The sequence below is a fragment of the Streptomyces sp. NPDC001890 genome (genome assembly GCF_042891445.1).
Taxonomy (GTDB): domain Bacteria; phylum Actinomycetota; class Actinomycetes; order Streptomycetales; family Streptomycetaceae; genus Streptomyces.
This window is the reverse complement of the sequence record NZ_JBIATE010000008.1, coordinates 104,247-117,711: the sequence shown is the minus strand read 5'-3', so window position 1 is coordinate 117,711 and position 13,465 is coordinate 104,247. Positions and strand designations below refer to the sequence as shown.

The 13,465-nt window shown below is 74.0% G+C and carries 8 protein-coding genes and 1 pseudogene; 3 read left to right on the top strand and 6 right to left on the bottom strand.

Translation table 11 applies throughout. The annotated features are described in order from the left end of the window. Positions 1–58: 58 nt before the first annotated feature. Positions 59–502 (top strand): SPW repeat protein, encoded by a 444-nt coding sequence (locus tag ACFYY1_RS21500; RefSeq protein ID WP_388587775.1) that lies wholly within the window; start codon positions 59–61, stop codon positions 500–502. 105 nt (positions 503–607) lie between these two features. On the opposite strand, the gene ACFYY1_RS21495 is transcribed toward ACFYY1_RS21500, so the two are convergent. From ACFYY1_RS21495 to ACFYY1_RS21475, 5 genes are all read right to left on the bottom strand, one after another. Next, a complete protein-coding gene (locus tag ACFYY1_RS21495) occupies positions 608–1,681 on the bottom strand; it encodes a DUF917 domain-containing protein (RefSeq protein WP_388587773.1) in 1,074 nt (357 codons plus the stop codon). Then, positions 1,674–3,269, bottom strand: coding sequence for a hydantoinase/oxoprolinase N-terminal domain-containing protein (locus ACFYY1_RS21490; RefSeq protein ID WP_388587771.1), 1,596 nt, complete (start codon positions 3,267–3,269; stop codon positions 1,674–1,676). The genes ACFYY1_RS21495 and ACFYY1_RS21490 overlap by 8 nt, the downstream gene beginning before the upstream one ends. A 50-nt stretch (positions 3,270–3,319) precedes the next feature. Then, a complete protein-coding gene (locus ACFYY1_RS21485) occupies positions 3,320–4,756 on the bottom strand; it encodes a purine-cytosine permease family protein (protein WP_388587768.1) in 1,437 nt (478 codons plus the stop codon). A gap of 93 nt (positions 4,757–4,849) precedes the next feature. Then, a complete protein-coding gene (locus ACFYY1_RS21480) occupies positions 4,850–6,190 on the bottom strand; it encodes a hydantoinase/oxoprolinase N-terminal domain-containing protein (protein WP_388587767.1) in 1,341 nt (446 codons plus the stop codon). Further along, positions 6,187–7,242 carry a DUF917 domain-containing protein gene (locus ACFYY1_RS21475; protein ID WP_388587764.1) on the bottom strand — a complete coding sequence of 352 codons (1,056 nt, stop codon included), beginning with the start codon at positions 7,240–7,242 and terminating at the stop codon, positions 6,187–6,189. The genes ACFYY1_RS21480 and ACFYY1_RS21475 overlap by 4 nt, the downstream gene beginning before the upstream one ends. A 100-nt stretch (positions 7,243–7,342) precedes the next feature. Here ACFYY1_RS21475 and ACFYY1_RS21470 point away from each other — a divergent pair, with 100 nt between their 5' ends. Both ACFYY1_RS21470 and ACFYY1_RS21465 read left to right on the top strand, forming a co-directional pair. Then, complete coding sequence (locus ACFYY1_RS21470) at positions 7,343–8,905, top strand: PucR family transcriptional regulator (protein WP_388587761.1); 1,563 nt, start codon at positions 7,343–7,345, stop codon at positions 8,903–8,905. 30 nt (positions 8,906–8,935) lie between these two features. Then, positions 8,936–10,201 (top strand): annotated as a pseudogene (locus ACFYY1_RS21465) (allophanate hydrolase); the annotation flags it as partial. 403 nt (positions 10,202–10,604) lie between these two features. Here the strand turns inward: ACFYY1_RS21465 and ACFYY1_RS21460 are convergent. Then, on the bottom strand, positions 10,605–13,439 hold the full coding sequence (locus ACFYY1_RS21460) for a DEAD/DEAH box helicase (protein WP_388587759.1): 2,835 nt from the start codon (positions 13,437–13,439) through the stop codon (positions 10,605–10,607). Between the last annotated feature and the right edge of the window lie 26 nt (positions 13,440–13,465).

Sequence of the window (13,465 nt, the reverse complement as noted above, 5' to 3'; positions counted from 1 at the left end):
GGCGCGGTCGGTCGCTGCGGCGGTCGACGGTCTGCCAGGAGCGAAGGAGACGAACCCCATGTCAAACATCTCGCACACCGGCCGTGACATGGCCAGTCACCCCGATGTCTCCGAAATGCGCGATCGTTATGCCCGCATGCTCGGTGGCCGCGATGTGGCCCTGGTGGACGCACCGGTGTTCCTCGTCGGTCTCTACTGCGCCATCTCGCCGTGGGTGCTGCACTTCACGGCAAGTCAGCCCACCCTCGCGACGCACAACCTGATCATGGGTCTCGCGATCGCCGCGCTGGGCCTCGGGTTCACCGTGATGCCGGAACGCATGTACGGCCTGAGCTGGGCCATCTGCGCGATGGGGATCTGGACGATCCTCGCGACGTGGATCGTCGGCAGCAGCCCCGACCTCGGCATCGTCCTCAACAACGTCATCATCGGCGGCCTGACCATTCTGCTGGGCCTGGCCTGCGTCACCGTGTCCATGAAGAGCGGCAAGCGGGCGGTCTGAGACAAGGGATCGTCCGGCGGAAGGGAACGCCCGGCCGGCCCGCTCCGTGCGGACCGGCCGGGCGCCGGTGCGGACCGGCCCCGGGGCGGTGGACCGGCCCGTGGGTCAGCTCTCCCGGAACGGCAGGTAGTCCACGTCGTACCCGAAGTACCGCGGCCCGGCGAGCGCCAGTCCGCCCGGGGTGGTCCAGCGCGGGTCGCAGGGCGCCGCGAGGACGCTGACGCGCAGGCCGTAGCGCAGTCCCTCCGTGGTCACCGGATCGCCGGTGTCGGTGTCCAGCACGCAGATCAGGTCGGGCGTGGTGGCGACCGTCCCGCCGTCGCGGGTGGCCAGCAGATGCTCGTTCTGGAAGCCGAGTTCGAGCACCCGGCCCGCGTCGTCGCCGATGCCTTCGATCCGGGCGCTGCCCCGGGCGAAGCCGCCCTCGGTGCGGCGGCTGACGTCGACCACCTTGCCGGTCAGCAGGTGGGTGCCGGACAGCAGGGTCCGGGCCGCGAGCACCGGGTCGGTGTGCGCCGCCCGCGCCTCGCGCACCGCCGCGCCCAGCCGCTCGGCGAGCGTGAGCGTGGCGGGGACGAGCCCGTCGGCGAGCTGGTCGCCGCGCATCACGGTGTCGGCGCTGGAGATCTGGCAGCCCAGCTCCACGCAGACCGCCCGCGCGATGCGCTCGGCGGCGTGGTTGGAGACCGCGTCGACGATGATGCTGTTGCCCTTGTCGTCGGCGAGCGCCATCGGGGTGTTGGCCACCCCGATCAGGCCGGGCAGCACCATCTGCGCCTCGGGGAAGGCGCGGCCCATGGCGTCGCCGTCGACCAGCGGCAGCCCGGCCTCGGCGGCGCAGGCGATGGGCAGCATGGAGTTGACGCCGCCGACCTCGATCGGTGCGATGTGGGTGGCGGCCCGGCCGATGTGCTTCTCCAGGGCGCGCAGCGCGGCCACTTCCTCGCCCCCGGCGGGTACGCGTTCCAGCAGCACCGTCGGTGCCCCCATCCCGGAGACGGGGACCACCGTCGCGTCGTCCGGCACCTCGTCGAAGGCGACGAGCCGCACCGGACCGTACTTGCGGATGGCCTCGCGGGCCAGCAGCTTGCCGATGTACGGGTCGCCGCCCCCACCGGTGCCGAGGATGCCCGCGCCGCGCGCGATGTCGTCCAGGTTGTCGAGGTTGATCTCACGCATGTGACGCTGCTCCATGGATGTCGCGCGCCCCGGCCGGGGCGTGGGTGGTGCCGATGCCGTTCAGGTCGAGGTCGCCGACCGCCTTGACGCGGATCCTGGTCGCGCCGCCCGGCAGATAGGCCAGCGGGACCTCCTCCACGTCGACGACGCGGACCGTGCCGGGCCTGGCGCCCGCGCTCTCGGCCCGGCCCACCGCCTCCTCGCGGGCCTCGGCGAGCACCGCGTCCCGGCGCCCCTCGGGGACCTGGAAGACCCGGTCCACCTCTCCGCCGACCTGGGCGATGGCGGCGCCCACCGCGTTGGCCACGTCGAAGTGGCCGGGGCGGCGCACGTCGTCGAAGCCGGGCAGGGCCGCGGGCACCAGCACGCTGCCGCCGCCGACCGCGACGACCGGCAGCGCCCCCGCCGAGGTACGCATCCGGTCGACGGTCTCCGCCAGCCGCTCCGCGATCCGGTCGAGCGCGCGGGCGGTGAACTCCGGGTCCAGGTGGGCGACCCGGGAGCGGTCACCGATGTCGGCGCGGCCCGCGGCGACCGCGAGATCGGTGGCCGTCAGGGTGTCGCCGCCGAAGACCAGCGCCTCCTCGGTGAGCCGGAACCCGACCGAGCGGGGACCGGTCTCGCCGTCGGGCGACACCAGGGAGCCGCCGCCGATGCCGAGCGAGAGGACGTCGGGGATACGGAAGTTGGTCCGGATGCCCGCGGCCTCGCTCTCGCCCGCCGCCTCGCGCGGGAAGCCGCCGGCCAGGATGCCGACGTCCGCGGTGGTGCCGCCGACGTCGACGACCGCGCAGTCCCCGAGGCCGGACAGGAAGGCGGCGCCGCGCATCGAGTTGGTGGGCCCGGAGGCGAAGGTGGCCACCGGGTAGGCGCGGGCGAAGTCCACGTCCATCAGCGTGCCGTCGTTCTGCGACAGGAAGAACGGGGCGGTCAGCGACACCTCGGCGAGCGACTTGGCGAACGACTCCACGATCACGGTCGCCAGATCGCGCAGGGCCGCGTTGATGATCGTGGCGTTCTCGCGGGCCAGCAGCCCGACCCGGCCGAGCTCGTGCGAGAGCGAGAAATGCACGCCGGGGCCCAGTTCGGCGGCCAGGATCTCGGCGGCCCGGCGCTCGTCCTCCTCGGCGACCGGGGAGAACACCGACGAGACGGCCACCGAGGTCAGTCCGCGCGCGGCGATGTCGGCGGCGGTCCGCTTCAGCTCCTCGGGGTCGAGCGGCGACAGCGGCCGTCCGTCGAACTCCCGCCCGCCGTGGCAGAGATAGCCGTGCCCGCCGACGGCTGCCCGCTGGCGCTCCGGCCAGTCGGTCATCGGCGGCAGGGCGGCGGTGGCGGGCAGGCCGAGGCGTACCGCGGCGACAGGGGCGAGCCGGGCGCCCTCGATCAGCGCGTTGAGGAAGTGGGTCGTACCGATCATCACGGCGGTGACCGATTCCATCGGCGGGTCCAGGGCCCGGATCGCCGCGGTCACGCCGGAGGTGATGTCGGACGTGGTCGGGGTCTTCGCGGTGGCGATGATCCGGTCGTCGTCCCCCAGAAGGGCGGCGTCGGTGTTGGTGCCTCCGACGTCGATTCCGATGCGCATGGTGTGTCTGTCTTTCGTAGGGGGTGGGGGTGTGGGAGCGGGCGTACGGGTCAGGCGGTGGCCGTGGACGACCAGGCCGTGCCCGATTCCGCCTCGATCGCCGCCGCGGGACGTGCGGGCTGTTCGAACGGCAGGTCGCGGGCGCCGCGCACCAGGCCGAGCTTGCCGAGGACGACATAGCCGAGCCCGGCCAGCAGCAGGGAGTTGAGCGCCGGGATGCCCCACCACTGGTAGTGGTCGCCGAGCCAGCCGAACAGGGAGGCGGCGGCCCACAGGGCGATGGTCGCCGGCACCCAGCTGGGTTCGGTCTCGGGCAGCCGGCCGGCGGCGCGCGAGGCGTCCAGCTGCGGGCGCCACTTCTTCACCACGAAGTACTCGGCGACCATGATTCCGGCGACCGGCGGGGTGAGGACGCCGAGCACCGTGAGGAAGTCGGTGAACCGGTCCAGGATTCCGGCGGCCGCGGCGAGGCTGCCGAGGACACCGATCGTGACGGTCGTGCCGACCCGGTTGAGCCGGACCTTGAAGAGCGCCTCGACCGCGCCGATCAGGCCGAGCGATGAGGAGTACAGGTTCCAGTTGTTGATCTTCACGGTGGCGGAGACCAGGACGATGACACCGATGACACCGGAGGAGGACGTGATGATCGCGATCAGGTCGGAGGACTTCACCGCGTAGGCGAGCAGCACTCCGCCCAGGCCCAGCACGTACTCGCCGAGGCTGATGCCCACGACCGTCTGCTTGACGACGTCGCCGGTGTTGCGGTTGAAGCGGGTCATGTCGGGGGTGGTGACCGCGCCGACGATGTACGAGCCGGCGACGATGGTCGCGCCGGTGGCGATGGACATGTGGGCGCCGAACGGTGCCGAGGCCACCAGGTCGCCGACATCGTGCCGGGAGAACTCGACCATCATCGCCCAGCCCGCGAGGCCGAGGAAGGCGGGAACGGTGACGAAGGCGGTCCACCCCATGGCGCGGAAGCCGCGCAGGACGAGCGCGGTGACGCCGAGCCCGCAGATCAGGCACCAGGCCCAGACCGGCAGCGCGGGCACGATGGAGTGCAGCCCGGCCGCGAACACCGCCGTCTGCACACCGAACCAGCCGAACAGGCTGACCGCGATGACGAGTCCGATGAGCGTGGAGCCGTAACGGCCGAAGCCGGTCCAGCGGACCAGCATCGAGGTGGACAGCCCCTCCCGCATGCCGGCGATGCCGACGAATATGCAGACGATCTCCAGGATCACCGAGCCGAGCGTGAACGCCCAGAAGGCGCCCCAGAAGGAGAGTCCGGCGCCGAGCGCGGCACCGAGCAGGAACTGCGTCAGGTCGGAGAGCTGGCCGAAGCGCTGCACGGCGACGTTGAACCAGGAGTAGCGGGCCGCGCGCGGCACCCGCTCCAGCGGGTAGTCCTCGTCCTGCTGCGTCTGCGGAGTCTGCGCCGTTGTCTGCGTGGATGGCTCTTGGTGCACATCGAACTGCTGGGTCATGGGGACGGGTCCTCGGGTGAGCGGGTGAGCGGGCGGGCAGGAGGGCGCAGCAGCACGGCACCGGCCTGCTGCGCTGGGGCGGGGAGCGGGGGTTCAGAGCGGGAGGGGCGGTCCTACGGCACGGGCGCGCAGGAGCACCGCCCCGGGCAGGTACGGCACCGGAAGGTCCGGTTCCGCGTGGGTGCGTACGCGCCTGGGATCGGCCCCGGCCCGTACGGCGCCGGCCCGGGCCAGGTCGCGTACTTCGTCCCGTACGGCGTCGAGCCGTCGGCCGGGGCCCCGGCGGACGATCCGGTCGTACTGGCCGCCGACCGGGCTGGCCGCCGCGCCGAACGCCCCGGCGACACCGCCGTGTCCGGGCCGTACGACGTCGAACCCGGCCAGCACCTTCGCGGGTACGCCGCCCGCACCGCCGCCGACCAGGATCAGCGGGAGGAGTCCGGCGGCGGGGCGCATCCGGTCGGCGGCCTCGGCGAGTTCGCGGTGGGCGTCGGCGCGCACGGTGATCAGGTCGGGGAAGCGCACGCTGACCGGGACACCGCCGATGCGTTCACCGGGGCCGGCCTCCTGGGGGTAGCCGCCGGTCAGCGCCCCGACCCGGGCGCGGCGTTCACCGATGTCGGCGACCACGGCGTCCTGGAGCCCGGCGAGGAGTCCGGCGCCGCGGATGGTGCAGGCGGGTCCGCTGCCCAGGCTGAGTCCGGGCTGACGCCTCAGGTACTCCAGGCTCATCAGCGTGCCGTCGCTGCGGGTGACGAGGACGGCGGCGCCGGGGGCGAGGCCGAGCCGGGGCAGCGTGGCGGTCAGTTCGTCGGCGACCCTGGCCACGAGCACGGACAGGGCCGCGTCGAGGACCGTGGCGTTCTCGCGGGCCAGCAGGTCGAGGGTGCCGACGTCGCTGGAGAGCAGGACGGTCGTGTCGGGGCCCGTCTCGGCGCGCAGGATCTCGGCGGCCTCCCGCTCCTGGCCCCCGTCGACGGGCGAGAACACGGCGGTGACGGCGAAGGCCTCGGCGCGTCCGGCCAGCGAGGCGCCGAACCGGGCGACCGCGTCCCGGTCGAGCGGCGTGGTGTCACGGGGCGAGAGACCACCACCGCCCCGCACGTTCGCGGTGCCGGCGCACACGGCGTCGCGCAGCGCCTCGGGCCAGCCGAACAGCGGCCGCACGGCGTCGGCGGCCGCGCCACCGACCCGCAGCACGCCGACCCGGGCGAGCCCCTGCCGCTCCCTGACCGCGCGGGCGGCGACCCGCAGGCCCACGGCGAGCTGGGTGGCCCGGCCGCGCAGCTCGGCGGGGAGCGCGCGGACGGCGGCGGCGAGCGACCCGACGGCGTCCCCGGCCACCGAGGGCACCTTCACGGCCCGCACCGCCCGGTCGCCGTCGAGGAGCACGGCGTCGGTATTGGTGGCCCCGACATCCACCCCGAGGATCATGAGGTGCCTCCCGGACCCCGGCGCCCGACGGCGACGCCCGCGGCGTCCGCGAGGCCGGCCAGGCCGAAGGCCGACGGCCCGGCGAGCCGCAGGCCCTCGGGGGTGTACCAGGCGGGGTCCGAGGGGAGCGTGACGAGGTGGACGCGCAGCCCGTAGCGGACCTCCTCGACCGGGACGGCCCAGCCGGTCGTCACGTCGACCAGGGCGATGACGTCCGGTACGACGGCGAGCGGGGTGCCGTCCTCCAGGGCCGCGACGAATTCGCTGCGGGCCTCGACGAGCACCAGCCTGCCCGCGTCGGGGCCGCCGCCCTCCAGCAGGACCCCCGTGGCGTCGTCGCTGTCGGCACCCTCGGTGGCGTACCTCCGGACGGAGGAGACCTTGCCGGTCAGCAGCGGGGCCGGTCCTTCGCCGCGGCCCAGCGCCAGGGCGCGGGTGACCGATCCGAGGACGGCGTGCCGGGCCGCCTGCCCGGCGGTGAGCGGGTAGTCGGTGGATGCGGCACGCCCGCCGAAGGCGACGACGGCGGCGCGGGCGAACTGTTCCAGATGCGCGCCGTCCACGTCGTCGACCACGACGGTGTGACCGTGCTCGTCGGCGAGGACGGCCGGTCCCGGGCGCAGCCCGGCCAGCTCCAGGACGTTCTGGTCCATCCGGGGAAAGGCCCGGCCCATCGAGTCGGCGTCGAGCAGCGGCAGCCCCAGCCGGGCCGCCCAGGCGACGGCGACGCAGCCGTTGAGGCCGCCGATCTCGCTGCTCATCACCGCGGCGACCGGGGCGCCGTGCAGCGCCTCGAAGCGGTCCCGCAGCCGTGCGGGCTCGTCCCGGCCGCCGATCCGTTCGGCGGCGACGGCGGGCGATCCCACCAGCCCCACCGGCATGACGAGCGCGTCGGCGGGGAGCGCCGCCGGGTCGACGACGGGCACCGGACCGCACTCCTCGATCGCCTGTCCGGCGACGGGAAGGGTCACATCGGCGGGTCCGCCGCCCCCTGATCCCAGGACGGCACAACCCCGCGCGAAGTCGGCGAGTGCTCCGGCGTCCACGTGCATGCGTTCCAGCGTACGGAGACGGATCGCGCCCCCCATGGGCCATGAGCCCGTGATGCGGCGGCCGGGTGTGCTCGTGGCACATCGGCAGCACACTGGAGGGATGGTGAACATCCTGGAACTCCTCTCCTCCCCCGGACTCGAAGCGGTCCGCCCGCTGGTGGGCCCGCTCGACGCGGTGGAGGTCACGGGGGTACGGCTGGAGCCACGCCCGGACCGGCTCGCCGCCATCCCCGCCGGGACGGTCGCCGTGCTGCTGGCCCCGGTGCCGGGGCACCTGCTCGACGTGGCGGTGCGGGACGCGGCCGCGGCGGGGGCCGCCGCGCTGGTCCTGACCGGCGTGACCGAGGCCCCGCACGGGCTGCCCGCCGAGGTGACGGCCACGGCACGGGCGCTCGCCGAGCGGGGCCGGGTCGCGGTGCTGTACGCCGAGGGGGACCTCGCGGCCCTCGTGGTGGCCGTGGAGCGGGCGGTGGCCGGGTCCGCGGCGGACGCGCTGGCCCGGGTCGCGGCCGCGGCGCGGGAGGTGACGGCGGTCGCGGGCGACCCCGACCGGGTGGCCGCGGCGGCCGGCCGCGCCCTGGGCGTGCCCGTGGAGCTGCGCGCCGCGGGTCCGGGCGAGGAGGGCGCGGGGGCCGCGGGCCCGGACGGCGAGATCCGGCTGGCGGCCCCGGCCCGCCCGGGTCACGCGGGTACGGCGGTGCGTTCGGTCCTCGCGCTGGCGGCGCTCGCCGCGGCGGGCGGCGGGCACGGTGACGTCCCGGTGCGCTCCCGGGGCCGGCTGCTCGCCGAACTGCTGGTGGCCCCGCAGGACCAGGCCGCCCGGCTGGCCGCCCGGGGCCGGGCGCTCGCCCTGCCGGTGGACGGCTGGCACATCGCGCTGCGGGTCGAGGCGGGCGGCCTGGACGCCTCGGACCGGCCGAAGGCCCTGGACGCGGTCATGTCCCAGGCGCTGACCCTGCTGCGGACCTGGGACGGGCCTGCGGCCCTCCCCGGCACCACCACCGCCCCGTCCGTCTCGTCCCCGCAGTCCGCCGACTCCGTCCAGTGGAACGCCGCGCTGGTCGACGACGCCCTCGTCCTGCTCAGCACCTGGCCCGCGGACCCGGGGACGAACGGGCGCCGCGCCACCGTGGCCCGCGCCCGCCGGGTGGTGGACCGGCTGACCGGACTGCGGCCGGAAGCCGGTCTGCGGTGCGGCGTGGGCTCGCCGCACCGGGGCCCGCTGGGCATCCGTACCTCCGCCCGGGAGGCCCGTGCCGCCGTGCCGCGCGGTACGGGGCCCGCGGTGGCGGCGCACGACGCGGTGGGCCTGGACCGGATGCTGCTGGAGTGGTACGCCTCCGACACGGCGCGCGAGGCGGTCAGCGAGCTCCTCGCCCCGGTGCTGGCCCTGGGCCCGGAACGCGCCGAGCCACTGCTGCGCACGCTCCAGGGGTATCTGGACCACAACAACTCGCCCGCCCGCGCCGCCGACGCGCTCCATCTGCACCGGAACGCGGTGGGCGCCCGCATCCGCAAGGTCGTCCAGCTGACGGGCGCCGACCTGAACGAGCCGGATGTCCGCCTCGCGCTCCAACTGGCCTGCCGCGCGGGCCTGTCCGCCCACCCGGCGGAGCCGGCCACGACCGCCGGCTCCCTCCCCGACGGCCCGACGACGCAATGAGGCAGGACAAGAACGACCCGAGGACCGACCATGGCGACAACCTCCCCCGTCCTCGACCGCGTCCGCGACGCCCACGCCCGTATCGACGCGGTGGAGCGCCCCGAGCTCTGGATCGGTCTGCGCCCCCGGCACGACGTGGAGGCGGAGGCCGCACGGCTCGACGCCCGCCTGGCTTCGGGCGAGCGCCTCCCCCTGGCGGGCCGCCTGCTGGCCGTCAAGGGAAACATCGACGTGGCCGGCCTCCCCACCACCGCGGGCTGCCCCTCGTACGCGTACGATCCGGGCTCCGACGCCCCGGCGGTGGCCCGGCTGCGCGCCGCCGGTGCCCTGGTGATCGGCACGACCAACATGGACCAGTTCGCCACGGGCCTGACCGGCACCTGTTCCCCGTACGGCGCGGTGGCCTGCGCGTACGATCCCGACCGGATCGGCGGCGGCTCCAGCTCCGGTTCGGCGGTCGCGGTGTCCCTGGGCATCGTGGATCTCGCGCTGGGCACCGACACCGCGGGCTCCGGCCGTGTCCCCGCAGCGTTCAACGGCGTCTTCGGGCTGAAGCCGACCCGAGGTCTCGTACCGGCCGACGGCGTGGTCCCCGCGTGCGCGAGCCTGGACTGCGTCACCGTCTTCGCCCGTACGCTCCCCGAGGCCGAAGGGGCGATGGCCCTGATGGCCACCCCCGCCCCGCACCCCGACCGCTCCCGTGTCCCGGGCCCCTGGCGGATCGCGGTCCCGCCCGCCGGGCGACTGGAGGCCGCCCCGAACTGGGTGGCGGCGTACGAGTCGACGGCCGCCCGGCTGCGGGCGGCGGGCGCGGTGCTCCGGCCGGTCGATCCGAAGCCGTTCACCGAGGCGGCCGCGATGCTGTACGACTCCGCGTTCGTCGCCGAGCGCTATGCCGCGGTCGGCGCGTTCATCGACGGCGAGCCCACCGCGCCCGGCCTCGACCCCACGGTGGCGGGGATCATCACCGCGGCCCGCGACATCCCGGCACACCGGCTCTTCGCCGACCGGGCCCGGCTGGCCGGCCTCCGCGCCGCCGCGACGGCCGCGCTCGGCGACGCGGACGCCCTCCTGCTGCCCACCGTGCCGGAACACCCCACGCTCGCCGAGGCCATGGCTGACCCGCGGGCCGTCAACGCACGCCTCGCCCGGTTCACCGGCTCCACCAACCTGTTCGACCAGTGCGCGGTGGCGATGCCCGCCGGTGAAGTGGACGGGCTGCCGTACGGCGTGATGCTGATCGGCCCGGCACACACCGACGAACGCCTGGCCCGCATCGCCGAACTCGCCGAACCCGCCCGCCCGTTGCTCCCCGGAACCGGATGACCGCTCACCGACACACCTGTTCCAGTGGGTGGATGTGCCCTCAGCTGCGGCTGGTCACCCGTGACCACATCGAGCTCCGTCGAGTGTGGTCCGCTCGTGTTGCCGCTGACCGTTCCCATGTCAGCGCTTCCCACGACGGGTTCTCCCCTTCTCCCCTTCTCCGCAGCACGAACGGAAGGCCCCCGAGAACACGGGGTCCCGGTGCCTCCCGGCGGTGGCCGACATGTACAGCCCCTCCGGCGTTCGAGGAACGGGGTCCGGGGGCAGAGCCCCCGGATACAGGAAGGGGGCGGGCAGGGGAACAGCCCCTGCGGGGCCGGACGCACCCCCGCCCCGCACGCGACCCCCGACGCCGACCGCCCCCGTGGACACCTCACCCCACGGAGCTGTACGCCACGACCCCCCGCAGCACCGCGTCCACCGCCTTGTGCGCGTTCCGGGCCACGGAGCTTCCGTCCCGCGGTGCCGCGGCCGCGATCTGCCCCAGCACGTCGATCACCTGCTTGCACCACCGCACGAAGTCCCCGGCCGGCATCTCCGCCTCGCCCAGCACCTCGTCCAGTGTCCGCCCCGACGCCCACATGTAGACCGCCCAGGCGAAGCCGAGGTCGGGTTCGCGCTGCCCGACCCCCTCCGCCTGGTTGATCTTGAAGTCCTCTTCCAGGGCGTCGAGCCGGCCCCAGATCCGGACCATCTCGCCCATCGCGGTCTTCGCGGGCCCCGACGGCAGCTTCGGTGCCACCGCGTCGTCCGCCTGCCGCGCCTCGTACACCAACGCCGAGACGCAGGCCGCGAGTTCGGCGGGGTTCAGCCCTTCCCACACACCCGCGCGCAGGCACTCGCTCGCCAGCAGATCGAGCTCGCCGTAGAGCCGCGCGAGCCGGCGCCCGTGCTCCGTGACCTCGTTGCCCCGCAGGTAGTCGAGCTCGGTGAGCAGCGCGACGATCCGGTCGAAGGTGCGGGCGATCGTGTTCGTCCGCCCCTCGATCCGCCGCTCCAGCTGCCTCGTGTCGCGCTGCAGCCGGTGATACCGCTCGGCCCAACGCGCGTGATCCTCGCGCTCGTCGCACCCGTGGCAGGGGTGCGCGCGCAGCTCCGCCCGGTAGCGGGCGATCGCCCGGTCGTCGGCCGCGACGGACCGGCTCCTACGGTGCCGCTCCGGAACTATGTGCCCGGCCTTGGTCCGCAGCGCGGAGGCCAGATCACGGCGCGACTGCGGGGAGCGCGGATTGAACGACTTCGGCACCCGCATCCGCTCCAGTGCCTCCACCGGAACCGGGAAGTCGATCGAGGCGAGCCGCTTGACCTGGCGCTCGGCCGTGAGCACCAACGGCCTTGGTCCGTCGTGGTATTCGAGCCCGCGATGGCCGTGCCCATTGGTCCGCCCGGCGGGCAGCCCCGGATCGAGCACCAGCGCCAGCCCGGCGAACTTGCCGGTGGGCACATGGATGACATCGCCGGGCTTGAGCCGTTCCAGGGACGCCGCCGCCTCGGCCCGCCGCTGCGTCGCGCCCTGCTTGGCCAGCTCCGTCTCCCGGTCCTTGAGGTCGCGGCGCAGCCGCGCGTACTCCTCGAAGTCACCGAGGTGGCAGGTCATGCCCTCCCGGTAGCCCTCCAGCCCCTCTTCGTTCTTCTGGACCTGCCGGGAGATGCCGACCACCGACCGGTCCGCCTGGAACTGCGCGAAGGAGGTCTCCAGCAGCTCGCGCGAACGATGCCGCCCGAACTGCTGCACCAGGTTGACGGCCATGTTGTACGAGGGCCGGAAGCTGGACCGCAGCGGATACGTACGCGTACCCGCGAGTCCGGCCAGCGCCCCCGGGTCCATGCCGCGCTGCCACAGCACCACCGCATGGCCCTCGACGTCGATGCCGCGCCGCCCGGCCCGCCCGGTCAGCTGGGTGTACTCGCCGGGAGTGATGTCGGCGTGCTGCTCGCCGTTCCACTTGACGAGCTTCTCCAACACCACCGAGCGTGCGGGCATGTTGATGCCGAGGGCGAGCGTCTCCGTGGCGAAGACGGCCTTGACGAGCCCGCGGACGAACAGCTCCTCGACGACTTCCTTGAACGTCGGCAGCATGCCCGCGTGATGCGCGGCGATACCCCGCTCAAGCCCTTCGAGCCACTCGTAGTAGCCCAGGACGTGGAGGTCCTCGCCGGGGATGGAGGCGGTCCGCTCCTCGACGATCTCGCGGACCAGGCGCCGCTTCTCCTCGTCGTTGAGCCGCAGTCCGGCGTGCAGGCACTGCTGCACGGCGGCCTCGCAGCCGGCCCGGCTGAAGATGAACGTGATGGCGGGGAGCAGCCCTTCGGCGTCCAGCCGGTCGATGACCTCGGGCCTGGCCGGGGTCCAGATCCGGCTGCGCTGGCGCCGCTCGCGTTCCCGGTCCGCCTCGCGGACCATCTTGCCGCGACGGCGCTCACGCGGGTTGTAACCCCGCTGGTTCTCCATCCGGGCGAGCCGGACGAGGTCGGGGTTGACCTCGCGGCGTCCGGCGCCGCGGCCGCCGTGGTCGGTCTCCTCCTCGAAGAGGTCGTACATCCGGCGGCCGGCCAGGACGTGCTGCCAGAGCGGCACGGGCCGGCTCTCGGAGACGATCACCTCGGTGTCACCGCGGACGGTGTCCAGCCAGTCGCCGAACTCCTCGGCGTTGGACACGGTCGCCGACAGGGACACCAGGGTCACGGAATCCGGGAGGTGAATGATCACTTCCTCCCAGACGGCACCCCGGAAGCGGTCGGAGAGGTAGTGCACCTCGTCCATCACCACGTACCCGAGGCCCCGCAGCGCCTGCGAACCCGCGTACAGCATGTTCCGCAGCACCTCGGTGGTCATGACGACCACCGGGGCATCGGCGTTGACGCTGTTGTCGCCGGTCAGCAGGCCGACCTTCTCCGCCCCGTAGCGCTTGACCAGATCGGCGTACTTCTGGTTGGACAGGGCCTTGATGGGCGTGGTGTAGAAGCACTTGCGGCCCTGTTCGAGGGCGAGGTGCACGGCGAACTCGCCGACGATCGTCTTGCCCGAGCCGGTCGGGGCGGCGACGAGCACTCCCTTGCCCGCCTCCAGGGCCTCACAGGCCTCGATCTGGTAGGGGTCCAGATCGAATTCGTACAACTCGCGGAAGGGCGCGAGTGCGGTGGCCTGCTCGGCGGCGCGGATCCGAGAAGCCTGGTATCGCTCAGCTGGTGAGAGGTCCTCTGTCATCGTGCTTTCGAGCCTACCCGCCACCT